Source organism: Blastococcus sp. DSM 46786, from assembly GCF_900109665.1.
Classification (GTDB): domain Bacteria; phylum Actinomycetota; class Actinomycetes; order Mycobacteriales; family Geodermatophilaceae; genus Blastococcus; species Blastococcus carthaginiensis.
Genome location: NZ_FOAO01000003.1, coordinates 118,799 through 144,797 on the forward strand (window position 1 = coordinate 118,799; position 25,999 = coordinate 144,797).

18 protein-coding genes are annotated in these 25,999 nt (G+C 72.9%); 10 read left to right on the forward strand and 8 right to left on the reverse strand.

The genetic code is table 11. The annotated features are described in order from the left end of the window. Positions 1-35 precede the first annotated feature (35 nt). The 6 genes from BMW62_RS04205 to BMW62_RS23575 form a co-directional block, all read right to left on the reverse strand. A complete protein-coding gene (locus BMW62_RS04205; RefSeq protein ID WP_091929584.1) occupies positions 36-1,907 on the reverse strand; it encodes a BCCT family transporter in 1,872 nt (623 codons plus the stop codon). 275 nt (positions 1,908-2,182) lie between these two features. Beyond that, positions 2,183-4,393, reverse strand: a complete 2,211-nt coding sequence (locus BMW62_RS04210) for a diguanylate cyclase domain-containing protein (RefSeq protein ID WP_170852198.1) — start codon at positions 4,391-4,393, stop codon at positions 2,183-2,185. A 467-nt stretch (positions 4,394-4,860) separates the two neighbouring features. Beyond that, positions 4,861-5,571, reverse strand: a complete 711-nt coding sequence (locus BMW62_RS04215; RefSeq protein ID WP_091929586.1) for a monooxygenase — start codon at positions 5,569-5,571, stop codon at positions 4,861-4,863. Positions 5,572-5,767: 196 nt separating this feature from the next. After that, positions 5,768-7,090 carry a hypothetical protein gene (locus tag BMW62_RS04220; protein ID WP_244523826.1) on the reverse strand — a complete coding sequence of 441 codons (1,323 nt, stop codon included), beginning with the start codon at positions 7,088-7,090 and terminating at the stop codon, positions 5,768-5,770. 22 nt (positions 7,091-7,112) lie between these two features. After that, the gene (locus tag BMW62_RS04225; RefSeq protein ID WP_091929587.1) at positions 7,113-7,880 is read right to left on the reverse strand and encodes an alpha/beta fold hydrolase; all 768 of its coding nucleotides are present in this window, start codon (positions 7,878-7,880) and stop codon (positions 7,113-7,115) included. A gap of 102 nt (positions 7,881-7,982) precedes the next feature. Further along, positions 7,983-8,645, reverse strand: coding sequence for a VOC family protein (locus tag BMW62_RS23575; protein ID WP_091929588.1), 663 nt, complete (start codon positions 8,643-8,645; stop codon positions 7,983-7,985). A 35-nt stretch (positions 8,646-8,680) separates the two neighbouring features. On the opposite strand from BMW62_RS23575, the gene BMW62_RS04235 reads away from it, so the two are divergent. Continuing rightward, positions 8,681-8,893 (forward strand): hypothetical protein, encoded by a 213-nt coding sequence (locus BMW62_RS04235; protein WP_170852200.1) that lies wholly within the window; start codon positions 8,681-8,683, stop codon positions 8,891-8,893. A gap of 204 nt (positions 8,894-9,097) precedes the next feature. Next, positions 9,098-9,754: an AfsR/SARP family transcriptional regulator gene (locus BMW62_RS04240; RefSeq protein WP_244523827.1), complete on the forward strand. Its 657-nt coding sequence runs from the start codon at positions 9,098-9,100 to the stop codon at positions 9,752-9,754. A gap of 109 nt (positions 9,755-9,863) precedes the next feature. Here BMW62_RS04240 and BMW62_RS04245 read toward each other — a convergent pair whose 3' ends face one another. Together BMW62_RS04245 and BMW62_RS04250 are read right to left on the reverse strand one after the other, a co-directional pair. After that, positions 9,864-11,780, reverse strand: coding sequence for an alpha amylase C-terminal domain-containing protein (locus BMW62_RS04245; protein WP_091929590.1), 1,917 nt, complete (start codon positions 11,778-11,780; stop codon positions 9,864-9,866). A gap of 26 nt (positions 11,781-11,806) precedes the next feature. After that, a complete protein-coding gene (locus tag BMW62_RS04250) occupies positions 11,807-13,891 on the reverse strand; it encodes an alpha-amylase family protein (protein WP_139206188.1) in 2,085 nt (694 codons plus the stop codon). Between the two features lie 506 nt (positions 13,892-14,397). Here BMW62_RS04250 and BMW62_RS04255 point away from each other — a divergent pair. The 8 genes from BMW62_RS04255 to BMW62_RS04290 all read left to right on the forward strand — a co-directional run bounded on the left by BMW62_RS04255 (position 14,398) and on the right by BMW62_RS04290 (position 25,168). Next, entirely contained in the window at positions 14,398-14,604 is a 207-nt protein-coding gene (locus tag BMW62_RS04255) for a hypothetical protein (RefSeq protein WP_244523828.1), read from the forward strand. A gap of 153 nt (positions 14,605-14,757) precedes the next feature. Further along, positions 14,758-15,954: a S8 family peptidase gene (locus BMW62_RS04260; RefSeq protein WP_091929676.1), complete on the forward strand. Its 1,197-nt coding sequence runs from the start codon at positions 14,758-14,760 to the stop codon at positions 15,952-15,954. A gap of 158 nt (positions 15,955-16,112) precedes the next feature. Continuing rightward, the gene (locus tag BMW62_RS04265; protein ID WP_211434972.1) at positions 16,113-17,966 is read left to right on the forward strand and encodes a S8 family serine peptidase; all 1,854 of its coding nucleotides are present in this window, start codon (positions 16,113-16,115) and stop codon (positions 17,964-17,966) included. Positions 17,967-17,990: 24 nt separating this feature from the next. Beyond that, positions 17,991-19,352, forward strand: coding sequence for a hypothetical protein (locus BMW62_RS04270; RefSeq protein WP_091929593.1), 1,362 nt, complete (start codon positions 17,991-17,993; stop codon positions 19,350-19,352). 212 nt (positions 19,353-19,564) lie between these two features. Further along, on the forward strand, positions 19,565-21,397 hold the full coding sequence (locus BMW62_RS04275) for a DNA/RNA non-specific endonuclease (RefSeq protein ID WP_091929594.1): 1,833 nt from the start codon (positions 19,565-19,567) through the stop codon (positions 21,395-21,397). 592 nt (positions 21,398-21,989) lie between these two features. Further along, entirely contained in the window at positions 21,990-23,903 is a 1,914-nt protein-coding gene (locus BMW62_RS04280; RefSeq protein ID WP_091929595.1) for a phage tail sheath family protein, read from the forward strand. A gap of 16 nt (positions 23,904-23,919) precedes the next feature. Then, entirely contained in the window at positions 23,920-24,420 is a 501-nt protein-coding gene (locus BMW62_RS04285; protein WP_091929596.1) for a phage tail protein, read from the forward strand. Positions 24,421-24,439: 19 nt separating this feature from the next. Next, positions 24,440-25,168 carry a hypothetical protein gene (locus tag BMW62_RS04290; RefSeq protein WP_091929597.1) on the forward strand — a complete coding sequence of 243 codons (729 nt, stop codon included), beginning with the start codon at positions 24,440-24,442 and terminating at the stop codon, positions 25,166-25,168. Positions 25,169-25,999: the final 831 nt, after the last annotated feature.

A 25,999-nucleotide genomic window follows, 5' to 3' on the forward strand; every position in this document is an offset into this window, starting at 1 on the left:
CTAGTGGCCCCGAGCGGGGCCGCAGCCAGGCGCGTCTACTCCCGGCCGTCGGCTCCCCGCCGATCCGGCACGGGGGAGTCCACGTCACCGAGCGTCCGGCCCGCTGATCCCGTCCGGTGCTCCGCTGTCCGCGTCGGTGGCGTCCCCGCTGCCGGGCCGCGGTCACCTGCGCCGTCGGCCTCGTCCACGTGCTCCACCGCCAGCACGAAGTCGTCACCGTGCCGGGTCAGGCCGTCGACGACGGCCTGCCGCACCGCCTCGAGGGCGACCGTCCGGCGCACCATCGCCGGATCGCTGCGCAGGTCCTTGGCCAGGGACACCATGAGCACGGCGATGACGACGGCGAAGGGGACCGCTCCGATGATCGTCAGGTTCTGCAGGCCCTGGAGCGCCTCGTCGCCCCCGGCGAGCATCATCACGGCCGCGACCGAGCCGGTGAGCACGCCCCAGAAGATGACCACCCTCGACCGCGGCTCGCGGTTGCCGCGCTCGGACAGCGACGCCATGACCACGGAGGCCGAGTCGGCCCCGGTGATGAAGAAGATGGAGATCAGCAGCATGACGAGGACCGTGGCGATGCTGGACAGCGGCAGCCCCTCGAGCAGCCCGAACAACTGCGCCTCCGTCGAGGACCGGCCGGCCAGGTCACCCCCGGTCCGCTGGACGTCGATCGCTGCGCCGCCGAAGATCGCGAACCAGAGGACGCTCACCGCGCTCGGCACCAGCAGCACCCCGGCGACGAACTGGCGGATCGTCCGTCCCCGGCTGATGCGGGCGATGAAGATGCCGACGAAGGGTGTCCAGGAGATCCACCACGCCCAGTAGAAGACCGTCCACCCGGACAACCAGGTCGCCATGGCGTCTCCGCCGACCGCTTCCGTGCGCGCCGCCATCTCGGCCAGCTGGTCGAAGTAGGCGCCGAGGGCGGTCGGGACCACGTTGAGGATGAAGACGGTCGGGCCGAGCACGAACACGAACAGCGCCAGGGTGAACGCCAGCACGACGTTGATGTTCGACAGGTACTGGATGCCCTTCGCGATGCCCGAGAACGCCGAGACCACGAACGCCGCGGTCAGGATGGCCAGGATCACCAGGATGACCGCGTTGCCGGCCTCGCCGACCCAGCCGATGAGCTCCACCCCGCTCCCGATCTGCAGGGCGCCGAAGCCGAGCGATGCCGCGGTGCCGAAGAGGGTGGCGATGACGGCCAGCGTGTCGATCACCTTCCCCGCCGGCCGCTCCGACACGTCGCGGCCGAACAGGGGGACGAACGCCGACGAGAGCAGCTGCCTGCGGCCTCGCCGGTACACCCCGTAGCCGACGGCCAGGCCCATGAAGGCGTAGATCGCCCACGGGTGCAGCGTCCAGTGGAACAGCGTCGTCGCGAGCGCGGTGCGCACGGCGTCGTCCGTGCCGCCCTCGACGGTGCCCGGTGGCGGTTCGACGAAGTGCGCCAGCGGCTCGGCGACCCCGAAGAACATGAGGCCGATGCCCATACCGGCGCTGAACATCATGGCGATCCAGCTGATGGTCCGGAACTCCGGCGCCTCGTCGTCCCGGCCGAGGGGGATGCGGCCGTACTTGCTCGCGCCCAGCCAGAGGACGAAGACCACGATCACCGTGGCCAGCAGGACGAAGAACCAGCCGACGTTGTGCACCACCCAGCTCAGCCCCGCGCTGGACGTGCTGCCGAGGCTGCTGGGGGACATGAAGCCCCAGATCACGAGCGCGAGGGCCAGGACTGCGGCGACGCCGAAGACCACCGTGTCCAGCCCGCGGGTGTCCTCCGCGACGTCCGCCGGGGGCTGGACGAGCGCGGGGTGCCGGCGGGGCGCCCCCTTCGGGTGCCGGGCGGGCGGCCCGGCCGGGGATGGCCTGCTCCCGGAAGGTCCGTCGTTCTCGCTCATGGAACGCACGGCGCCGACCTCGCGGCGCCCCTCCTCTCGTCGTCGACGTTCCCGCGTGCGGCCTCCGCCGAGCGCGGGAGAAGGTGCGGAGCGACGCCGTCTCGCCGCCGTCGGGCCGGGGCAGCCCCCGGACCGACCCGACCGGGGTGCCCGCGCGGCGCCGGGAGCACACCTCGGGGCCGGAGCCGGTGGTCGTGGCGCGGTCGAGCGCCATCGCGTGCGACGGGCTCCGGTGCCGGCCCGCTGCCGCCGGCACAGGTGGAGGGTCAGCGTGGTCACCGGTCCGGGGACGCCTGCTGCCGGCTGCCGGTCTTGTGCCGGTACATGGCGGCGTCGGCGCGTGCGATCAGCTCCGCCGCCTCGCCGGCGTCGAGGGGGAACAGCGCGGCGCCGGAACTGGCGCGGAGCCGGACCGTGGCGTCGGGCAGCTCGAACGGGGCATCGAGAGCAGCGTGGAGGTGCTCCCGGACCCGGCGGACGGTCTCCTCGGCCGAGGGTCCCCGCGCAGGGCCTTCCCGTCGTCCTCCCGGCGGGAGACCGGCGAGCACCACGAGGAACTCGTCGCCACCGAGTCGTCCGAGCAGGTCACCGGCGCGCACCGCCGACCGGAGGCGGCGGGCGGCCCAGGTCAGCGCCGAGTCCCCGGCAGCATGGCCGAACCTGTCGTTGATCTCCTTGAAGTCGTCCAGGTCCACCATGAGGGCCGCCACGCACGTGCCGCTCCTCCGTGCGCGTCGGAGCTCCAGCTGGAGGTGCTCGAGGATGTGGCTCCGGTTGGGCAGCATCGTGAGCTCGTCGTGGTGGGCGAGGTAGGCCGTCCGTCGTTCGCGCTCGATGCGGCTGGTGACGTCGAGCTGGTTGCCGATGAAGTGGGTGATCTCGCCGGCCGGGTTGGTGACCGGGCTGATGTGCAGCTCGTTCCAGAAGGTCGAGCCGTCGCGCCGGTAGTTGAGCAGGACGGCGTGCACGCCGCGCCCGGCGAGGATCCGGCGCCGGATGGGTTGCACCTGGCTCGGGTCGGTGGCCGGGCCCTGCAGAAAGCGGCAGTTGCGGCCGAGCACCTCCTCCTCGGAGTACCCCGTGAGGTCCAGGAAGGCCGCGTTGGCGTAGACCAGGGGAACATCCGGCAGGAGCGCATCCGCGATCACGATGCCGTTGCTGGCCGTCGCGATGGCGCGGAGCAGCAGGTCCGGGAGGTCTGCCGGGGGCACCCGCACGGCGTCCTGCGCAGGGGTGCCCCGCGCGACCGGTGACGGCGCGGCTGGAGCGCCGGACGTGGGGCGCACCCTCTGCAGCATGAGCCCTGCCGCATCGAGGACCCGCTGGCGGTCGTAGGTCAGCAGGTACTCCAGCCGGCGCCCCGGCTGAGCGTCCGGCCCGGTCGGCCGGTCCCCTCCGTCGTCGTCCCGGGAGGTCACGTCCCGGGCCACGAGAGCGGCGGCGAAGTGCGGGCTGACGATGATGACCACCCACTGCCCGGTGAGCGGGTCGTCGGCCTCGAGGGCGGTGCCGTGGACGCCGGGGGCGGGTTCGTCGGGCATCCCGGCACCGGTGACCGCGGTCAGGGCCGAGAGGCTGGCCAGGGACTCGTACCGTCGACGGGTCGCCGGGGTCATGGCCTGCGCGTTCTGGAAGTTCGCCAGGACCACCGTCTGCTCGTCGAGGAGCAACGCCTGCCGTTCCAGTTGGCGGGTCATCGAGGCGACCAACGGCTCGGCGGCTCGCTGCGCGGCCGAGGTGGCGGCGAGCACCGCGAACGGCGTCCGGGGCACCTCCACGGGCCCGGCGCCACGCGCACGTGCCGACGGGACGGAGAGCGCGGACATGCCGTCGGTGGGCAGTGGTCCGGGACGCCCGAACATCCAGCCCTGACCCAGTCGAGCGCCCATGGACAGCGCACGGTCGAGGTGCTGCTCGCTCTCGATGCCCTCCGCGAGCAGGATCGCGCCGGATCGCTCGGCCTCCGCGCGCACCGCGTTGACCACCGCGGCGGTCAGCAGGGTCGTGTGCCCGCGGACCAGGGCGAGGTCGAGCTTGATCACGTCGGGCCGCAGGAACGGCATGAGCGCGAGCCCCTTGGGCTCGGCACCCGCATCGTCCAGGGCCACGCCCCAGCCGAGGTCGCGGAGGACCTGGACGCCACGGACCACTTCGGCGGCTCGCTCCAGGAGGTCGCGTTCGGTGACCTCCACGACGACACGGACGTGCTCCGCCACCGCGTCCGCCAGCGCCGTCAGCCGCCGCGGGCCCAGGGCCGACAACGTGGCCGGCTCGACGTTGACGAACAGCGTGACGGCAGCGGAACTCTGCGCGGCACCCTGCAGGGCAGAGCGGAGGCAGGCCTCGTCGAGGTCGGCCAGCGTCCCGGCGGCCCGTCCGGCTGCGAAGAGCGCTGCGGCGGACTCCTGCGGTCCCGGTGCTCCCCGGGACAGCGCCTCGACGGCGACGAGCGTGCCGTCGTGCAGGTCGACGATGGGTTGGTACAACGATCGGACCGTCCACCTGGGGGCGCCGGGCGACGTCACGCTCGACACCTTCCCACGCGGCCGGGGGTTCAGCGCGGCCGTCGGTCGCCAGGTGACGCCGGACGTGTGCGCGGCCATCCGGAGCCGGTGGGCGCCGTCGCGCCGGGGACGCGCCCTGCGCGAGGACGGCCGGAGAGGCAGGAGGTGGACGGCTGACGACGGGCCGCGCCGTAGCGGGACACGACGCCGGTTGCCGACCACCCCTCCGGGACGGCAGAACCCCCACGGTCGGTGACCGCGGGGTCTCTGCTGTGTCCGACGAGGTGGAGAACGCGCTCACCAGCTGAGCTCCCGCTCGCAGCAGCCCCTCTCGCGTGGCTCGGGACGGGAACTGCTGGCTCGGGACGGGAGCTGCGCCGAGGCCACCTGCGGGGTGACGGCGGGAAGTGGTCCGGTGCTGGCAACCCCGACCGGCACGGAAGCGCCGGTCAGCGGGGCGCCGGTCCCAGCGGCTCGACGCCGGCGATCGTGCCGGAGGACGACCGAACGGCGAAGCGGGCGAACAGCTCCTCCGCGTACCAGCCCTCCCGGTGGGTCCGCTCGATGACCGCCGTGTGCGGGGACCGCCCGTAGGCGAAGGCGTTCAGCGACGACGACGAGTCCCAGAGGCTGAAGGTCCCCTGCAGGCCCAGCGGCGCCTCACCGATGCCCAGCGCCATCCGCAGGCCGGGGGACTCGAGCAGGTCCGCGGAGACCGGGGGGACGGCGGTCCAGAAGCGTGCCGCCCGCCGCAGCACCAGGCGGGCGCGGGTGATCGCGGCGACGGGGCCGCCGCAGACCCGCGGGCGGGGTCTGCCGAACGGCTCCTGCCCGGACCACAGCCCGCGCGCGGAGAGGGGCTCGAGATGGGCCACCCACTCCTCGTCGGCGAAGCGTCGCCAGCGCGCAGGCGGCCCGGAGTCCTGGAATGCCGCGGGCGCGGCCGGGTCGTCCCAGACCGCGAGCAGTCCCCACTGGCGTGGATCCGCGTCTCGGACGGTGAAGGTCCGCCCGCTCCCGGTGCCGAGCAGCTTGGCGAACCGCAGGCCAGGCGTCCGCCGCAGCGGACGGCGGTCGGCAGCCATGTGGACCAGCGCGCGCGGGATCGCGTGCGTCGAGACCTGCCACAGATGAAGGGTCACGACAGCCGGGAGGGTCACCAGGAGGATGCTGCCGCACGTCCCGCGAACAGGCGTGGTGCATGGCCGGCATCCGCCTCTCGAGCAGGACCCGAGCCCGATCCCCGGTCCGGCCGACAGCTCGGTCCTCGCCCGCGATACGACACCGACCGGGAACGGGGACGCCGCAGCCGGGGTGCACCAGTCGGTGTCCGGGGGGCGATGCGGTACTTCCGCATCAGCCACCCACGACGGACAGCTGCTCCGCACCGCGGAGACCGGCCAGGGCGTCCGCGACGGCCAGCGGTGACCACGGCAGCCCGGCGTCGGGCAGCGACCGCAGCGCGGAGGTGTAGCGCGCGAAGACGGCGAAGTCGGCCGGGAACGCCCGCGGGTCCACGCCGAGCAACCGACCGCGTCGGCGTGCCAGCTCGGCGATGCGCTGCCAGGTCCGGGCGTCGGCCAGTCCCCGGGATTCGACCCCGTGGCTGAACAGCAGGACGTCGACGTCGTCGTACGTCGTCGACGCCAGGTAGTCGGACAGATCGCGGGCGGCCGACCGGACCGGGAAGAAGGTCCAGAACGGCACGGACCCCGTGGCGATCGTCCGCCACGGGTCGTGCACGACGAACGAGCTCACCAGCAGTCGCTGGGCAGCGCCACCGCGCCGTCGTGTCCACGACCGGAGCACGTCGGCGACGGCGGCGGCGGGATCCTGCGGGTGGCCGTACCGCACCTCGACGACCGGGTGGCCGGTGCGGTGCGCTGCCTCCCGGAGCCCGTCCAGCAGCGGGTCGGCGAATCCCCACTCGGCCTCGGCGGCGGTCTCGTCCGGTGTCGGCACGCCCGGTGCTCCCAGGTACTCCTCGGAGGACATGCCGCCCTGCGCACCGACCTGGAAGACGTGCCGGTCGTCGACGCGGGTGACCGGCCAGCTCGACGTGTCCCGCACGACGACGACCGGCGCCCCCGGCTCGAGCCGCTCGTCGAGGAAGCGCTGGTACGCCGGTGGCAGGCTGGTCCACTTCACCCGGAAGTAGGCCATCTGGGAGCCACTGAGCGCGTCCTGGTTGGCGTCCTGCATCTGGTGCAACGCCACCCGTGGGTTGTGCGCCAGGAGGGACGGGCCGTGGCGCGCGCCGAAGTCGAGTGCCGCCGGCATGTCCGCCGGGTCGGCGCCGCGGCGGCGCACCGGCACGAGCAGCGTCTGGGGCAGCCACGGGACGCCGCAGGCGGCCGCCAGGTGGGTCAGCGCGCCGTTCGACGAGCCGATCAGCACGGCCGGATAGCGCCGGTCCGGATAGGTCCGCGCGACCCAGGAGGCGACCTCGTCCAGGTCGATGTCGCCGAGCCGGTCGACCGCGACCCCTTCCCGCCCGCTCGCGACCGCGTACGCACGGCAGCGAAGGGGCCGCGGAAGCAGCGCGCTGGCCCGCACCGGCAGCGCCTTCCACCGCGACTGACCCAGGTAGGGGAAGTCCCGGCTCTCGATCGCACGGGCCAGGGCCATGAAGAAGGCGCTGGCCGAGTCGAAGGACGCGACCGCCTCCTCGGGCGGCACGGGGCGGCTCCGGCGGGCCAACTCAGCGCGCCTTGGCCGACAGCCCGCGCAACGGCGCCGACCAGGCCTCGGGATCCAGCCACAGGAACGCATGGGCACCGGAGACCGTCACGAGGTCGCCGCCGGCCGAGTCGGCGAGCCCGCGCACCCAGGAGTCGGTGGTCAGCCGGTCGTCCTCGGCACGGATGACCAGCACGGGCACCCGGAGGCGGGCGACCTGCTCCTCGATCCGGTCGGCGAGATGGACCTTGACCAGGTGGGCCGCCCCGGCGATGCCGGCGCGCCGCCACTCCGGCACGTGGTTCTCCTCCAGGCCGGGCGAGGGGGAGCGGGCGTCCAGCCGCCAGCGGTAGAGCAGCTTGGGCAGCGGGCGGGCGATCGGGTCGATCGTCGGGCTGGCCAGGCCCACCGCCGCCACGCGGTCCGGCGCCAGCACCCCGGCCCACGCGGCCACCTGCGTGCCGCTGGAGTGGCCGACCACGACGGCCCGGTCCAGGCCGCTCGCCTCCAGCCAGTGCACCACCGCCTCCCCGTAGCTGCGGACGTCGAGCCGCCGTGTCGGCCGGCCGCTGCCACCGAAACCGGGGACGTCGAAGAGGTGCACCTCCGTCCACGAGCCGAGTGCTGCGCACGCGGGCAGCAGGTAGTCCGAGACGGCCATTCCCTGAACCACGACAACCGGGAGGGCGTCCGGCTGACGCTGGCCGAGCACGCGGGTGCGGATGCGACCCTCCGGCACGTCCGTGTAGCGGAGGAGCATCTCGACGGGCAGGTGCGGCGGCTCCGGCATGGGCCAGCCCTACCCGCCTGCGGCTGCGCTACCCGGCCGGGCCGGGCGACGGCCTGCCCCACGGTCCTCGGCTCGATGCACATCGGCAACCGGAGCGGAAGGCTAGAGCCAGAACTCGAACTGGATGCCGTCGGGATCCTCGAACGACACGAAACGCCCCAGGTCCAGCACGCGCACCGGTGAGTGCGCCACGCCGAGTTCGTCGAGGTGGGCGATCCACCGGTCGAGCTCGGCGTCGTCGGTCACCTTGAAGGCGAAGTGATCGAGCCCGGTGCGACGGTGGTCGAACGCCGCGGACGAGCCGTCGTCGGGCTGACACAGCCCGACGACGAAGAAGCTCGCCGGGTCGAGCAACAGGATCCGCGGCGTGCCGGCCTCGTCCGAGCCGTAGCGGCGCAGCTCCTGCAGCCCGAGGACGCGCTGGTACCACTCGGCGCTGGCGTCCATGTCGCGAACGGTGAGAGCGATGTGCGAAACACCGTGGAGGGAGGGCATGGCGCGATCCTGGCAGCCGGCGCGCGAGAAGCCGGCGGGCTTGACCTGCCCGGAGCAAGGTGATCCGTGCCGAAGGGACAGCTCGGACTGGTGTGCGGATGGCTGCCATGCCATGCGCCGGGGCTCCGGACCCCGAGGACGGCGAACCTGCATGGGTTGGAGGACGAAGCGCCCGACTTCATCCGGTCGGGGAAGTGTGCTCGCTGATGGTCGAGGGGAAAAATCGATGGTCTCGGTCGGCGGCGTGATCTGGTCGTGTGTACCGCGCATACAGAATCTCGCTGTGTGAACTACTTGGTTGAGGGATGGCCGTGACCGACGATCGAAGCGCTGCGCTCCTCGTCCGGGTCTGGTTCGAGGACGGCAGCGAGCAGTTTCGCGCGCGTGTGACGGCGGTCGGCCTCAGCACACCGGAAGAGGACCACACCGTCGTGCTCGCATCATCACCGCGTGAGGTGATCGATGCGGTCGGTGATTGGCTCGACCAGCTCGTCCGTCGGGCTTCTCGAACGGATTGACACAGAGGCACAGCCCTCCGACGATCTCCGCTCCCAGGTGACTGCTTCGTCGCGCATCGCACAAGACCGCGCCCAGGGGGTGTTCCCGCTGTGACTGTCGCCTTGACCCCGCGCATATCGCTCCTCGACGGATTCTCGGTTCAGCTCGGTAGGGGGATTTACCACGAGCCGGTCGACGATCTCCCGCGAGGAGTCCAGCGCCTGGTGGCCCACGTGTGCCTGTCCGGTCGGCCACCGCGGGCCGCCATCGCCGGCCACCTGTGGCCCGATGTCCCCGAGGAGCACGCCCACGGCAGCCTGCGCTCAGCCCTGTGGCGTCTGCAGCGCGTCGCTCCCGGGCTCGTGCAGGCGTCCGGAAGCGTGCTCGCGCTGGGCGAGGGCGTCCGGGTGGACGTGCTGGAGCTCGCGGACTGGGCCCGGCGGGTGCGGGATCCGGCATGCTGCCTCTCCGACGTCGACGCCCCGGACCTGAGGAGCCGTGGCGAGCTGTTGCCCGGCTGGTACGACGACTGGGTCCTGCTCGAGCGCGAACGGCTGCGGCAGCTGCGCCTGCATGCGCTGGAGCAGGTCGCGGCGAGGCTGGCCGCGGCCGGTCGGTACGGCGATGCGCTGCAGGCCGCGTATGCCGCCGTGGGGGCCGAGCCGCTGCGGGAGAGCGCTCATCGCACGGTCGTCCGCGTCCACCTGGCGGAGGGGAACGCTGTCGAGGCACTGCGGGCCTTCGAGCGGTTCCGGGCGGTCCTCGTCGAGGAACTGGGTGTGCAGCCGAGCGAGCAGATGACCCGGCTCGTCGCGGACCTCCACACGATGTGGCCGACGGTCGGCCCCCGGCCGCGCCGTGACCGTGGCGTCGGCCGGTGACGACCGCCTTCCAGCGTTTCACCGGTGTTCCTGGTCGACGCGGAGGCCGCACTCGGGGATCCCGGCAGGTGCGGCCCACGGGGACAGCGGGGAGCCCCGTTCGACCAGCTCACGCGGCGGTGAAGAGCACGATCGCGTTCGGCGGGATGGTGACCGTGGCCGCGGCCGGCATCCCGTGCATCCCGGCGCCGTCGGCCCAGACGGACCCGGCGTTACCCGCGACGTGCGGGTTGATCCAGTTGTCGTAGACGTCGCTGTTGAAGACCTCGGCCCACCGGCCCGGCCGTGGCATGCCGATCCGGTAGCCGGTCCGAGTGGTCTCGCTGAGGCTGGCGAGGACGACGACATCGTCGCCGGCGCCCTCCACCCACCTGTGGAAAGCGATCACCCGACCGTCCTGGTGGACGTGGAACACGTTGATCCCCTCCCCGCGCAGGCCGGGATGGTCCCGCCGTATCCGCAGCAGCTCCTGCACGAAGACCAGGAAGTCGGTGACGACCTCGTCGCCGGAGTCGAGCCGCGCCCACGAGAGCACGTTCCCCGCCCTGTTCACGTCGTCCGTCCAGGGCGTGGCCTCCAGCATCTCCTGACCCATGAACAGCATCGGGATTCCCGGCGCCGTGAGGAGCAGCCCCGTCGCGACTCGTGACCGGCTCCGGGCGTACCAGGAACGCGGGTCGCTGCTGTCCGCGAGCACCGGGACCCGTGGTCCGCGGTCCGGCCGCACCTCGTCGTGGCTCTCGATGTAGCGGACCGAGCGCCACGCGTCCCGCATGCCGCCGGGCCGACGCAGATTCCGGGCGACCCGGTCCATGTCGACCGCGGCGTCCCTGCCTGCGGAGGCCTGGGCGACCGCCGCACGCACCGCGTCCCGCAACCCGTCGTCCCAACAGGCGTCGAAGCCGGCACCCTGCTCCAGCGTGCTCCTGACCGCCCGCGGGTCCACGGGCCAGTACTCCGCGACCTGGACGGCCTCCGGCTTGACGAACCGGACGGTGCTGGTCAGGTCCTGGCAGAACCCCCAGCCGTCGCCGCTCTGGTGCACGGCCACATCCATGGCGTCGTACCGGAAGCCGTCGACGTGGAACTCCGTGGCGAGCAGCACGGCGTTGTCGATGAGGAACTGGCGGACGTCACCGTTCCAGTACGCGAAGACGAGGCCGCCCACCCAGCCCTGGTCGGTGAAGTAGAGGCTGTTGTTGTTGTCGCCGGCGGGCGCGCGATCCAGGAAGTACAGGCTCTCGTCGTCGAATCCGGGACCGGCGTGGTTGTAGACGACGTCGACCAGGACGGCGAGGCCGTGGAGGTGGCACACGTCCACCAGCGCCTTGAGCTGGTTGGCGCCGCCCTGCAACTGCCCGGTCGTCAGGCCGGAGCGACCGCCCCGCGTCAGGTACCGGTTGACCAGGTCCCGAGCGCTCTCCAGTGCTGCAGGGTCCTGGACCGCGTAGCGCTGCTCGGGGGAGTAGAGGTCGGTGCCGTTGTAGCCCAGGCTGGTGGACGTCGGGAACTCCGCGACCGGCAGGAGCTGCAGTGCGTTGACGCCCAGGGCCAGGAGGTGGTCGAGCCGGCCCAGCACGTCGAGGAACGTGCCGACGTCGTGCCCTGGCGTCACCGACATCGAACCGACGTGCAACTGGTAGATCACCAGCTCGTGGAAGGCCGGTGGTCGGAAGCCCGCGTCGTGCCAGGGGTAGGACCCCGGATCACGGACGATGCCGTTGGCGAGGGGAACCGGATCCGGTGTGAGCTCGCGAGCTCGCGGGTCCCGCTTGAAGCCGGTGCTGCCGTCACCGACCACCCACAACTTGTACTGCGAGCCGTCCCTCAACCCGTCGACGAACCCGGTCCAGTGGCCGGCGGGCCCCCGGGACAGCCGGTTGTCCTCGACCGGCGCCCAGTGGCCGTGGTAGCAGACGTGGACCGCGCGGGCGCGCGGCGCCCACAGACGAATCGTCGCCCCCGTGCCGGCGAGCGTGGCGCCCATCGGGGTCCCGGGCCAGACGTGGTGCTGGGGCAACGCCATGGCTGTCGACCTCGCGTCCTGTGGTCCTACGGAAGTCGGACGAGCTCCAGCCCCTGGATCTGGTAGGGCTGCAGGCCGATGCTGAGCCCGTCGCCGAGCAGTGCGGCCCCGGAGATGGGCCGGTTCCACAGGGGCCGGTCGGGGTCCAGGCCGACGAGGTCACGGACCTGGTAGAAGGCGTCCGGCACCTGCGCCAGCCACCCGCCGAGGGTTGGCCCGGTGCCGTACGTGGCGGTCGCCCAGCCGATGCGGCCGAGGTTGCCCACGACGACGAGCGGCGGACCGTCGTCAGCCGGCCCGGTCCGCGTGCAGGCGATGATCCCCTGCGCACCGGCAGACGTCCGTGGGTGCAGGCGCTCGCGAGCCGTGCCCGCGAGGGCAGGGTGCCGTGTCCGCAGGCGCCCGGCGCGCGCGACCCATGCGGCCAGCGTCCGGTTCGCCGCCGGGAGTTCACCGGTGCGCAGCTGCCACAGGGTGGGGATGCCACCCCGGGCCTTGAACCGAAGCTGCTGTGCTTCGGCGAGCTCGTCGCCCGCGAGCATGGTCATGGGACCACCCATGAGCAGCATGGTCAGAACGGCGTTGCCGTAGGCAAGCAGGTCGCCGCCGAAGAAGGTGGACCCGCGGACCTCGTCGTGGTTCCCGGTACCGCTGAACTCGGCGGTGAAGAACGGGTTGTCGTACAGACGCCAGACCGCCTCCACGTCCTGGTGGGCGAGCGCGTGCAGCAGGGCCTCGTAGCCCTTGGACTGCACGACGTCCCCGACACGTGCCGAGTAGTCCTTCCGGTCGTGGTCCTCGTGGGCCAAGACCAGGTAGGCGTCATCGCCACGGCTCCTGCGCATCTGCGCCTCGACCCACGGCAGGGTCTGCTCGAAGAAGTGGTACGGCATGCCCCAGGTGTGGTCGACGCGGAAGCCGTCGGCGCCGAGCTCGGTGACCGCCCACAGCATGGCGCGGCCGATGTAGGCCAGCACCCGGAGGTTCTGCGTCGTCCGGGGGTACCAGATGCGCTGGCCGGCGTGGCCGCCGTGGTTGAGGTGCTTGGTGTCCGCCCACACGCCGTACCAGTCCGGCGAGTACGTCTCCTGGACGCTGGACGCCCCCGCCGGGTCATAGGTGCCGTCCGGGCGCCGGGTCGCGTACAGCTGCGGGAGCATGTATTCGGCGTAGTCCTTGACCGGCTCGTCGATGTCCGGCGCGGCCAGCCGCCCGGCCACCTCGGCGAGCTGGCCGGCGTCGGTCACGACCTGCTGGTAATCGCGGCGGCGGATGTGCAGCAACCCGTCGGCGTCGAAGGCGTCCCGGAAGATGAAGTTGTGCCCGACGTGGTTCGGTGCGATCTCGAAGAGGACCTGCATGCCGAGGTCGTGGGCTGCGTCCACGAAGCGCCGCATGCTCGCGTTGGCGAGCTGGCGCTGGCGGTCCAGGTCCCACGGGGGGACCAGCCGCCCCTCGCGGGACAGCTCCGGGTCGATGGAGAACCAGTCGGTACTGGCGTAGTCGCTGCCGGCGTCGTCGACGGCGGGCAGCCTGTTCCAGACGTCGAGGCGGTAGGGCACCTGGACCCAGATGCAGGTCACGCCCTCCTCGGCGATCCTGGCCAGGGTGTACCCAGGTCCGTCGAGCATGTCCTCGATCGTGGAGATGTCGGTGCTGTCGGACCGGGCGTTGGCCTTGTCCAGCGGGACCTGGCGGACCAGCAGACGGTGGATGTCGGGGTGGGACACCCGGAAGACGAGCCGGTTGCTGAGGTTGTGCTCGTCTCTGCCAGGATCAGCCGGCGCGTGGTCCTGGGCCCAGTGCCGGACGCCGTCGACCTCGACGAACGCCGTCGCGATGTAGGTCCCGACGGTTGCGGCCGGGAGCGTTGCCTCGAACGCACGATGGTGGCCGTCGGTAGGCGCGACCGGCGTCATGGCCACCCTGGTGAAGTCCGCCGGGTCCGGTGAGCCGTAGTTCGTGTACACCCAGCCCTGTGCGTCGGCGAGCTCGTCCGGCGACGTCGCCGACGCCCCGAGACCGACGGTCAGGGTCTCACCCGGCCGTAGCGCGACCCTGGTGGTGCCGGGGCGTAGTTGCGCGGTCCCGAATCCGATGGACCGGATCACGGCCACGTTCCGGCCGTGCTCGGACGTCGGAAAGACCGTCCCGCGGGCTCCACGTCGCCTGGCATCGTCGTCCCCTGCGTGCGCCGGATCAACGTGACCGATCTTCGGCGCAGACCGTGATCCGGCCGTCACCGTCGCGTCACGGGCCTCACCTGCCCCGCGCGTGCGGTGAGGACTGCCTCATCGCCGGCGGGCGGGCGGCACGGGGCGTCCTGCCTGTTCCGGCGCCACACGGCCACACGGGGCCGCGCTGACGAGGTGGGGACCGCAAGGTGGCAGCTCATGTGCCGGTGACCGGCCGTGCATGAGAGGCGGCCGACAGGTCTGCTCCGCGTCGCCCCGCGAGAGGCGGCGCCCCCTCGCCACGCTGCGTGTACGGCTGACGCGTCGAGGTTCATCCGGTCGGGGACTGCGTCCACGCTTCGTCACCCTGGATCATGATCCCCACAGTCGGCGGCTCCATGGCGGAGGTCGACGGCGCGTGATGACCGGAGCGAGGGGTGGCCGTGGCCGACGACCGGAGCGCAGCACTTCTCATGCGGGTGTGGATCGAGCACGGGGCCGAGCAGTTTCGCGCCCGACTGATCGCGGTCGGCGCCGACGGACAGGAGAGCGGCCGGACCGTTGCGTTGGCCTCGTCGCCCGATGACGTGCTCGGTGCGGTGGGCCATTGGCTCGACGAGCTCCTCCGGCAGGAGCCCGCGCCCGAGTGACACCGTGCCGGCGCCTGCCGACAGGCGCGCATGCACCCGGTGCCCATCACCGGCCCAGCGGTGACGCCGGTGTGACGGCTGGGGCACATGCTGGCGATCACCGGCGGCGCCACGATCGCCGGCCGTCGCGGTCGTCGAGTCCTGGAGGAGTCCATGCGTACGTACACCATCCTGCGCGACCTCGGGGCCGGTGCGACAGGAGAACCCTTCGGCGGCGGTGCGGCCAGCATCGAGGAGACCCAGCTGGGCACCGCGGGAGTGCGGATCGACGTCGAGCGGCTGGACAAGGCCGACGTGCGCGCGCTCGGCCGCGACCCGGAGGTGCGGGCGCTCGCCCCGGTCATGCCCACCCGCCTGGTGCGCCCGGTCGACCAGGACGGCGTCGACGGGCGGGTGGCGGACGACTCGGCGTCCAGGACCTGGGGAGTGTCGGCTGTCGGTGCCGACCGGTCGTCCCGGACCGGAACGGGGGTCACCGTAGCGGTCCTGGACACCGGCATCGATTCCACGCACCCGGCGTTCTCCGGTGTCCAGCTGGTGCAGCAGGACTTCTCGGGCAGCGGCGACGGGGACAGGCAGGGGCACGGCACCCACTGCGCCGGAACGATCTTCGGCCGGGACGTCGACGGCCTGCGGATCGGTGTCGCCCCGGGCGTGGAGACCGCGCTGATCGGCAAGGTCCTGGGGGACGACGGGTCCGGCGACTCGAACATGATCTTCAGCGGCATCCAGTGGGCGTTGCAGAACGGGGCCCACGTCATCTCGATGTCGCTGGGCTTCGACTTCCCCGGGCTCGTGGACCAGCTGGTGCAACAGCAGTGGCCCGCCGACCTCGCTACCTCGCTCGCCCTCGAGGCGTACCGCGCGAACCTGCGCATGTTCGACGCCCTGATGGGCGTAGCCAAGAGCCGCGAGGCCTTCGTCCCCGGCACCGTCGTGGTCGCCGCTGCGGGGAACGAGAGCAAGCGGGATGTGGATCCCGACTACGAGATCGCGGTGTCCATCCCGGCTGCCGCTGAGGGCGTCGTGTCGGTGGGCGCGCTGGGGGAGACACCCGCCGGGCTGCAGGTCGCGCGGTTCTCCAACACCTTCCCGCAGGTCAGCGGGCCCGGGGTGGGCGTGCGCTCGGCGCAGGCGGGGGGCGGCCTGGTCGACCTCAACGGGACCAGCATGGCCACGCCGCACGTCGCGGGTGTCGCGGCCCTGTGGTGGGAGGAGATCGCCGCCTCTCCGGTCCCGCTGTCGGTCCGCCCGGTCCTCGCCGAGCTGCTCGCCTCCGCGTCCACCCACGGGTTCGCCCCGGATGTCGACGTGGCCGACCGGGGCCTGGGCCTCGTGCAGGCCCCGTGAGCCGGGACGGGCGGAGGTGCCGGCGAGCACAGGCGCGTGACGCTGCGGTGACGGCAGATCCCTAGCGTCCGTCGGGCCCGGGTCCCCGTTCTGCGGAACGCGGCCGCACGCGGCCACGGCGTCCGGTTCCCGGCCCCAGCTGGAAAGGAGGCGCGGCGATGGCCCTGACCTCGATCGACCGGCTGGGTGACTACGTCCTCATCGCCCTGCTCCGCAGCGATCAGGGGGCAGGCCGACCGAAGGAGGTGATCAGCCGGATACGTGAGACCTTCGGGGAGCTGCTCCAGCCCGAGGACCGGGAACCGGTGCGGTCGGAGGAGGGTGAGTCGACGACCAGCGAGATGGAGGAGTGGGAGCGGCGCACCTACGTCGCGCTGCGCCGGCTGATCTCAGCTCAGTGGGTACGGGCCGACCGGCGGCGGTGGCAGCTGACCGAGACGGGGCGGTCGGTGGGACAGGAGGCGGAGGACCGGCTGGAGGCGCCGGAGGACCGCCCACCGGTCACCCGGCAGCCCGCGGACCGTGCGCTGGTCCGGCCGAGCGTGCTGGCGAACCCGCTGCTCGATCCCGACGAGCGCGCCCGCATCGGGCTGCCGGTGGACGACGACACGGCCATCCCCGTCCTGGTCGAGCTCAACGTCCGGTACCGCGGCGGCGTGGACGAGGCGTTGCACCAGCTCGAGACGATCGCCCGGGAGGAGGCCCAGATGTCTGCCGACCGCGTGCGCGCGGGCCGGCTCACCGAGGACACCGTGGCCCTGCGGATGTCCATGCGCACCATGCAACGGCTGGTGGAGCGGGACGCCGCCGGCACGACCGCCATCCGCGACCGGGCCATCCACCGGGTGTGGCCGGACTTCCCCGTGCAGCCGCTCGTCGACTCCTCGTCGCGCGCGGTGAAGGCGGACGCCGCCCGGCGGGCCTTCAGCGCCTACGGCGACGGGATCGTCTGGGCCGTCGTCGACTCGGGCATCGACCGGGAGCACCCCCACTTCACCCACGGCCTGACGGTCGACCACGACGATGTCCGGGACCTGCACCGCGACTTCACCAAGTCGCTGCATCCCGGGTCCGACACGGCCGCCTCCGCGCTGGTCGACGAACGCGGACACGGCACGCACGTGGCCGGCATCATCGCCGGGCAGGCGCCCCCCGGGGACAGCGCGATCCGGGTCGAGGTGCTCCGCGACCGTTTCGCCGACGCGGAGGAGCACCTGCCGGGCCCCACCAACCAGCGCGGCTTCTCCCGTGAGCTCCTCGCCGGCATCGCACCGCGCGCACGCTTGGTGAGCCTCAAGGCGTTGCCGCAGGAGGAGGACGGGCAGACCAGCCGGGTGATCGCCGCGCTGCGCTACGTCCGGGAGCTCAACGCGGCCAGCGACCGTCTCATGCGCATCCACGGCGTGAACCTCAGCGTCGGCTACGAGTTCGACCCCAAGTGGTTCGCCTGCGGGCAGAGCCCGCTGTGCCGGGAGGTGGACCGGCTGGTGCGGACGGGCGTGGTCGTCGTCGTCGCTGCAGGCAACACCGGGTACGGCCGGTTGAGCGCCTTCGTGCGGCAGACGAGCACCGGCGTCGGCATGACGATCAACGATCCGGGCAACGCCGAACGTGCGATCACGGTCGGCGCCACACACCGCGACCGCCCGCACACCTATGGCGTGTCCTACTTCTCCTCCAAGGGGCCCACCGGCGACGGCCGGGCGAAGCCCGACCTGGTGGCGCCGGGGGAGCGGATCGCGTCGTGCGCGGCGGGCGCGAAGGCCGCGGCCAAGGTCGCCGGGGGACGGGCGCCGCACGTCGCGCTGTACATCGAGGACAGCGGTACGAGCATGGCCGCGCCCCACGTGTCAGGAGCCGTGGCGGCGTTCCTCTCCGTGCGCCCGGAATTCATCGGCCAGCCAGAGCGGGTCAAGGAGATCTTCTGCCGGTCGGCGACGTCGCTCGGGCGCGAGCACTACTTCCAGGGCGCCGGCCTGCTCGATCTCATGAGGGCCCTGCAGTCGGTGTGACACCCAGCGAGGAGGAGATGGACCGTGGAGCGCATCGCCGCACTTCCGTTCCGGGAGGTCTCGTTCGCCGCGGACGGCGGGCTCGAGGGCGACGCCGCGGAGGACGTGCGCGCCGATCTGCGCGCCGAGGGCGTCACCGACGTCCTGGTCCTCAGCCACGGGTGGAACAACGACTCGGCCATGGCCCGGCGCCTCTACGAGCGCTTCTTCGGTCTGCTCCCGCCACTGCTCGACGGACGCGTCCCTCCGGATCGGAGGATCGGTCTGCTCGGGGTCTTCTGGCCGTCGAGACGGTGGGCGGACGAGCCCGCCCCGGATGCCGACCCGGCGCTGCTGCCGGACCTGGCCGTGGGCAGCGCCACGGCGAGCATCGGAGAGGGGATGGCCGGCTTCCCGCCGCCGCCGCCGCCCGACGAGGAGACCGCCGCAGCGGTCCAGGACGCGTTCCCCGGTCAGCCCGGCGCCGTGGGGGAGCTGCTGGAGCTGCTGCGAACCAGGCCGCCTGACGAGGCTGATCTCCAGCGCGCCCACGAGCTTCTCGCGACCCTGCTGCAGAACGCCGAGAGCAAGCAGACGGACGACGACGGGGACGGCGCGGGCCCGGTTCCCCGGGCCGCCGCCCCCGGGCGGGACGCCCGGGACGTCGCCGGGAGCTACGTCCAGGCCATGGAGGACCTCGGCGTCCTCAGCACCGGGCCGGGCGGCGGTGTCGCCGGCCTGACCGCCGACGTCGGACGGCTGTGGCACGGCGTGCAGGAGCTGGCCCGCCAGGCGACCTACTGGCAGATGAAGAAGCGCGCCGGCGTGGTCGGCCAGCGGGGCCTGGGCCCGGTGGTGCGGGATCTCCTGACCGGAGGTCTCGACGTGACGCTGATCGGACACAGCTTCGGCGCCCGGCTGGTCTCCTTCGCCCTGCGGGATCTCGAGGAGGGCGCACCGCGGGTGCGCGGCGTCGTCCTGCTGCAGGGCGCCTTCTCCCAGTTCTCCTTCGCCGGCCGGCTGCCCTTCGAGCTCGCCCGGTCCGGGGCGCTGCACGGCGCCACGTCCCGGGTCACCGGCCCGGTGGTCGCGTGCCACTCGCGCTTCGACGAGGCACTCGGGACCTTCTACCCGCTCGCCTCCCTGGCCCGGGGCCAGGACGCATCCGCGATCGGAGCGCTGCAAGCGCGGTGGGGCGCGGTCGGATTCGGTGGGCATGAGCCCGAGGGGACCCGGGTGCCGATGCAGGCGGTGGGAACGCAGTACTCCTTCGGCGCGGGCGAGTTGGTGAGCATCGACGTCGCGGAGGTCGTCCGGCGCGGGCGGCCACCGTCCGGCGCCCACTCGGACATCGTCCACCCGGAGCTGGCCTGGATCGTGCTCTGCGCGGCCGGCCTGGCGTCTTGACCGGCGGCGCTTCGGTGACGCGGAGGTGACGGCCTGGTGGCGGCTGCGTCGTAGCGTCCGCAGCACGGCAGGGGTCGGGCCGAGGTCACGGAACGGGCGGCGGCCGCTCGCCGTCCGCCCACGGCGTCCGCCGACCCGAGCGATGCAGGGAGGGCCCCATGCCCAGCGATGCAGACAGCGCGCGACCCGACGGGACGACCGACCGTACGCGGATGAGCGCCGCCGCGTACGAGGACCTGATGGCCCGGCTGCGGCGGTTCATCCGGACGAACGGTGAGGCCTACCTGGCCGATCCGAACATCTCCTCGATCGGCATCGGCTACAAGACCATCGAGGGCAGCCGGACCTCGGACATCTCGGTGCAGTTCACCGTGGCGAAGAAGGTCGCCGGCTCGGACCAGCTCGAGTCGATGGGGACCGTGGCCGTGCCACCGGTCATCGTCGTCGACGGGGTCGCCGTGCCGACCGACGTCCTCGAGCGGACCTACGCGCCGTCGTTCCGGCTGGTCGCCGAGCCCCGGACCGTTGGGCGCAAGGTCCGCCTCGACCCCGTGGCGCCTGGTGCGAGCGTGGGTCATCCGAGCATCACCGCCGGCACCGTCGGTGGCGTCGTGTACGGCCGGCGGGACGGCACGCAGTACCTGCTCAGCAACTGGCACGTTCTCCACGGCCCGGACGGCGCCATCGGCGATGACGTGGTGCAACCGGGGCCGCACGACGACAACCGGACCAGCGACAACCGGCTGGGTCGGCTGGTCCGATCCCACCTGGGCATCGCGGGGGACTGCGCGATCGCCACGGTGGAAGGTCGGCGCGTCGACGCCACCCCCCTGGGACTGAGCGTGGTGCCCGACGAACTGGGCGACCCGGAACTGGGGGACGCGGTGGTCAAGTCCGGCCGCACCACGGGGGTCACCCGCGGGATCGTCCGACGGGTCGACACGATCGTGCAGCTGGACTACGGCGGCACCGTGGGACTCCGCAACATCGGGTGCTTCGAGATCGGTGCGGATCCGGAGCACCCGGCGGACTCCGACGAGATCAGCCGGGGCGGCGACTCCGGGGCGCTGTGGTTGTTCACGGAGGCGGGGCAACCGTCCGGGGTGGTGGCCGGCCTGCACTTCGGTGGCGAGTCCGGCACCGACCCGGACGAGCACGCACTGGCCTGCCTCCCGTCGTCGGTCTTCGAGAAGCTCGAGATCGCGCTGCGTCCGCCGTCGCCGGAGGACGTCGAGGTCGCCCTCGGGTACGACCCGGACTTCCTCGGCACCCGGATCACCGCGCCGGTGCCCGGCGCGACCGTCCTCGCCGACGTGGCGGCCACCGTCGACGGCGACACCGTGGTCGAGCACATGCACTTCTCGCTGCAGATGAGCGCGTCCCGGCAGTTCGCGCTCTGGGTCGGGTGGAACATCGACGGCGGCGCCCTGAAGTCGCTCAGCCGCAAGGGCATCAAGTTCGTCAAGGACCCGGAGATCGCCGAGCACCTCCAGGTCGGCGACGAGCTGTACTCGCACAACGACCTCGACCGGGGCCACATCGCCCGCCGGGCCGACCTGGTGTGGGGCAGTCTTCCCGTCGCCCGGCGGGCCAACCGCGATTCGTTCTACTTCACCAACATCACGCCGCAGATCGACGACTTCAACCAGAGCGCACGCAACGGCGTGTGGGGCCGGCTGGAGGATGCCGTCTTCGCGGACGTGGACGTCGAGGACCTGAAGGTGAGCGTGTTCGGCGGCCCCGTCCTCGGCGCCGACGACCGCGCCTACCGCGGTGTGCAGCTCCCGCGGGAGTACTGGAAGGTCCTGGCATTCCGCGAGGCGGGTGCCCTCAAGGCCCGGGGCTTCCTGCTGACCCAGGACCTCGACCGGCTGGAAGCCCTGGACCTCGATGAGTTCCGCGTGTTCCAGGTGTGGCTGTCCGACATCGAGTCCCGCACCGGGCTGCGCTTTGCCGACGTCCTGCGGGCGGCCGACACCTCGGCGCTCCCCGAGTCGGCCGGACAGCGGAAGCCGCTGGGTGGCGTCGACGACATCCGGTGGTGATCGGCGGGCCGGTTCCGGGGATGCCGGAAGGCGCCGCCCGGCCGGCGTCCCTGAGGATCATGCCCAGGACAGCCTGAGATCGGTGCTCTGGCGGTTCAGCAGGTGGTCCCGGCTGGTGGACGCCTCCGGCGGCGCCGTGGGACCGGCGGCCGGGGTGCGGGTCGACGTCCGCGATCACCGACTGGGCGCGCCGGCTCACGATGCACGCCCCGGAGGCCCCCACCGCCGTGCGCACGCCCACGGGCTGACCCGATCGCGGGAGACCACCGCGACGGCGCCGGCCCTGCCGCACAGCCGCCCGGTGCTGCCCGCGCCACGTTGCTCACCGTGGGGTGACGCGCGACTCAACCAGGTCCGGGCCGTCCTGCAGGCACGCCGAGGTCCGAGGACCTCGGCCCGGCGGTCCGGCGATCCGCTCGGCCTCCACGCGAGCCGGCTCACCGCCGGGACCCCACGGCCCGGGTGATGGCGTCGTGACGCGCGGGTGACAGGGCGTCCGGAGGATGGCGCCGTCGACCGGTCGACCTCGGCCGCAGTCTGCCGGGTTCGTACTCGCCCGTCCGCTGGGACGGTGCCCTGGGAGGACCGCTCCATGACGACGCCACTGACCCCGGGTGTCTACGTCCGCGAGGCGCCGGGCGGAGCGCGGGCGATCGAAGCCGCGCCGACTGCCGTCACCATCTTCGTCGGCGAGACGGAGCGCGGTCCGCTGGACCCCACCCCGGTGTCCAGCCCGCTGCAGTACCAGCGGCTCTTCGGTGGTCACTTCCGCGATGACGCGGCAGCCGCGGGAGCGATCACCCGCCTGTACCTGCCGTACGCGATCCAGGGCTTCTTCGACAACGGCGGTCCTCGCGGCTACGTGCTCCGACTGATGGCCGGCACGGTGGAGCGGGCCACCCGGGCGCTGGAGGCCAACCAGTTCGCCGGTGTCGACGTGACCGACGGCACCTCCACCGCACACATCACCGCCCGTCGCGCGGGAGCGGCCGGCGAGCTGATCCGGCTGCAGATCGCCACCGCCACCAGCGGTGACCCCGGTGCCTTCAACCTGACGGTCCAGGTGTCGACCGACGGCGGTCAGACCTTCGCCGACCGGGCGGCGGTGCCGCTCTACGAGAACCTCAACGCCATTGCTAACGACCCGGGGAACGTCGCGACCGTGCTGCGCGACGACCCCGACATCACCTGGGTGGGCGAGCCCATCCGGCCGCAGAACGCCGCCGACCAGCGCCTCCGGATCACCCGTCCGTTGCCTCCGGCGACGCTGGTCGCGACCGCGCCCGGCGTATGGGCCCGACGGGTGCGGTTTGCCGTCACCGACGCGGCGGACGGGGACCCCGACCGCTTCGACCTGGTGGTGTTCTACCGGGCGCCGGGCGAGGCCGCGCACTCGGAGGTCGAGCACTTCGAGGGGCTTTCCGCGCAGCCCGCGAACGAGAAGTATCTCGTCGACCAGCTCGCCCGGTCGGCCTACGTGAGCTGGCGCGGCCCGGTGCACCGGCCGGCCAACACCGACGCCCCGGACGACGACCTGCCGGGGGTCGGCTTCGACGGCACACCGGGCGACGGCAACCACCTGTCCACGGGATCGGGCGGCGACGCGACGCTGCAGGCCGGCGACTACGGCGAGGCGCTCGCCCGGCTCGACGGGATCGACGACGCGGCGCTCATCGTCTGCGGCTCGGACGGCATGCTCAACGCGGCCACGGCCGCCGAGCACAACGGGCTGGTCAATGCCGTCCTCGCCTACGTCGAGCGCCGTCCCCAGCGGGACCTGTTCCTCGTCGCGGACGCGCCGGCCTCGCGGGCGGCGGCGACCGACCCGGTGGGCGACGCTGTGCACGCTGCCCGGAACGAGATCACGGCCACCGACCACGTCGGGCTGTACTGGCCCCGGATCGTCGTCAACGATCCCGCGGGTGTGGGCCGGAATCCCACTCGGACGATCCCCGCCGCCGGCCACGTGGCCGGCCTCTACGGCCGCATCGACGGCCGCCGCGGGGTGTGGAAGGCCGCGGCCGGCACCGAGGCGACCATCGCCGGCGCCGTGGGTCTGGACTACGCCGTGCTCGACCGCGACCAGGACCGGATGAACCCGCACGGGCTCAACGCCCTCCGCACGGTGCCCGGTGCCGGGCGGGTGGTGTGGGGCGCGCGCACCCTCCGGACGAACTCCGAGTGGCGGTACATCAACGTCCGGCGGATGGCGATCTTCCTCCGCCGGTCGATCTACAACGGCATCCAGTGGGCCGTGTTCGAGAGCAACGGCGAGCGGCTGTGGGCCACCCTGCGGGAGACCATCGGCGCGTTCCTCGACGCACAGTTCCGCAACGGCGCCTTCGCCGGGGCGACCAGTCAGGACGCCTACTTCGTGAAGTGCGACTCCGACACCACCACCCCCGACGACCAGGTGGCCGGAGTCGTGAACGTCCAGGTCGGTTTCGCGCCGCTGCGCCCGGCGGAGTTCGTGATCGTCACCCTCAGCCAGAAGACCGCGGCGTGACGGGAGGACCGCACCGATGCCCATGTTCGTGGTCAACGCGCACCGGATCGACCCCTACAAGAACTTCCGGTTCCGGGTGTCGTGGGAAGGCCAGGTGGTCGCCGCGCTGTCGAAGATGTCGGCGGTCAAGAAGACCACCGAGGCGATCGAGTGGCGTGCCGCCGCCGACGGCGGGATGGTCCACAAGCTGCCCGGCCGCACCAAGTGCGAGCCGATCACCTTCGAGGCGGGGCTGACCCACGACCGGCAGTTCCTCCGATGGGCCAACCAGGTGAACAACCCCGTGGGGGACGCGGCCAACTCGCTGCTGAACTACCGCAAGTCGGTGCGCGTCGAGGTCCTGAACATGCAGGGGACGGCGGTGATGGCGTTCAACCTGTCGCGGGCCTGGGCCAGCGAGTTCCAGGCGCTCCCCGAGATGGACGCGAACGCCAACGCCGTCGCGATCCAGTCCCTCAAGATCGAGTACGAGGGTTTCGCCCTGGACGAGTCCGTCGTCGAGCTGCCCGAGCGATGACCGGCCGGGGAGGTGGGTCGTGCGCGAGCTGACCGGGCAGGAGGAGCTGACCTTCGTACCGGGCACCGGAACGGGTCCGGCAGGGCGGCTCACCGCCCTCCTGTCGGCGGTGGACGCGGTGCCTCCCGAGTCGCTGCGGACGCTGCCGCTGGCGGCATGGGAGGCGCTGCTCCTCGACCTCCGGGTGCAGGTCGTCGGTCCGGCGGTGCACGCCGAGCTGCGCTGTCCGGACTGCGGTGCCGGCGTCGCGGTGGACTTCGACGCCCACGACCTGCCCCGGGAGCCGCCGGCCCCCCGCGCCACCCCGGTTCCTCTCGCCCCGCTGACGGTGGGCGACGTGCTGGCGCTCGAGGAGGCCGGTACGGCGGGTGAGGCCGCGCTGTCCTCGCTGCTCGCAGCGGCGGCGGACATCGACGCCGACGAGGCGGGAGCGCGGTTGCACGGCGCGGGCCGCGACCAGCTACTGGGTGCGCTGGACACGCTGGCGTCCGGACTCGGGCTCGAGCTCGGCACCCGGTGTACCGATTGCGACGCGGCGATCACCGCCGCATTCGACATCCCGCTCTTCGTGGACGCCGAGCTGGCGTCCCGGGGCGCCAGGCTGCTGGACGAGGTGCACCTGCTCGCCCGGACCTACCACTGGTCGGAGAGCGAGATCCTCGCCCTGCCCTACGGTCGCCGGCAGGAGTACCTCCGCCGGATCCTGCTGGAGCGTCCGCCGGCGCTCGACGTCGACGCGGTGGCCTGACCGCCATGGGACCCCGGCTCGCACGGCTGATCGGCCTCGGCCCACCCCGTCGCGGCCGGGCCGTGGGGCTGCCATCGGAGGCCGACCGACCGCTGTTGCTGCCCGCGCTCGGAGCGGCACAGCCGTCCGCCGTGCAACCAGGGCCGCGGCCGGTGCCGGCGCCCGGGCCGGCCGACGGGGACGCCCCCACGGGTGGACCGGGCCGGCCCGGCGACGGCCCGGTGGCGCATCCCTCCGCCGACGCCCCGACCACCCGGGCCACCCCGACCACCCCGACCACCCGGGCCACCCCGACCACCCCGACCGCCCCGGCCGAGCAGGTCGGTCCGGCCGGGGAGCCGGCGGCGAACGAACCGGAGCGGGGGGCCGCCGGGGCCGCTCCCGCCGTCACCGACCCGGCCGTACCGCTCCGGCGCACCACCGTCCGACCGGCGCCGGTTCCGCCGGAGGCCGCCGGGCCCGGTTCCGCCCGGGCCGGGCCGCCCGGCGCGGTGCCCGCGCCGCCGACGGGTGCGGACCGGAACCCGGACCCGCTCCCGTCGGCCCGCCCGACGGGACAGGTTCCCGTCCGGCCGCCCGCTCCAGGCGGGCCGGCGCCGGCCGTTCCGCCGACGCCGACGAGAGGGCCGCGGGCGGCAGCCGGCCCGCCGCCCCCCGGCGCTGCGTCGCTGCCGGAGGAGTCGCCGCCAGGAGCCCACCGCGTGCGTCAGATCCCCGGCAGGCCTGCCGGCACGGATCGGGACGCGCTCCCGTCCGGCGCGCCGGTCGCCGTCGGCGACACTCGGCGGCGGACGGCCGGCGGAGACGACGGCCCCAGGGACGGCGTCGCAG

Coding starts and splice junctions, on each gene's coding strand:
- BMW62_RS04205 (WP_091929584.1), bottom strand. CDS start 1,907: ATGAGCGAGAACGACGGACCTTCCGGGAGCAGGCCATCCCCGGCCGGG.
- BMW62_RS04225 (WP_091929587.1), bottom strand. CDS start 7,880: ATGCCGGAGCCGCCGCACCTGCCCGTCGAGATGCTCCTCCGCTACACG.
- BMW62_RS23575 (WP_091929588.1), bottom strand. CDS start 8,645: ATGCGCGGTACACACGACCAGATCACGCCGCCGACCGAGACCATCGAT.
- BMW62_RS04235 (WP_170852200.1), top strand. CDS start 8,681: ATGGCCGTGACCGACGATCGAAGCGCTGCGCTCCTCGTCCGGGTCTGG.
- BMW62_RS04245 (WP_091929590.1), bottom strand. CDS start 11,780: ATGGCGTTGCCCCAGCACCACGTCTGGCCCGGGACCCCGATGGGCGCC.
- BMW62_RS04260 (WP_091929676.1), top strand. CDS start 14,758: ATGCGTACGTACACCATCCTGCGCGACCTCGGGGCCGGTGCGACAGGA.
- BMW62_RS04265 (WP_211434972.1), top strand. CDS start 16,113: ATGGCCCTGACCTCGATCGACCGGCTGGGTGACTACGTCCTCATCGCC.
- BMW62_RS04275 (WP_091929594.1), top strand. CDS start 19,565: ATGAGCGCCGCCGCGTACGAGGACCTGATGGCCCGGCTGCGGCGGTTC.
- BMW62_RS04280 (WP_091929595.1), top strand. CDS start 21,990: ATGACGACGCCACTGACCCCGGGTGTCTACGTCCGCGAGGCGCCGGGC.
- BMW62_RS04285 (WP_091929596.1), top strand. CDS start 23,920: ATGCCCATGTTCGTGGTCAACGCGCACCGGATCGACCCCTACAAGAAC.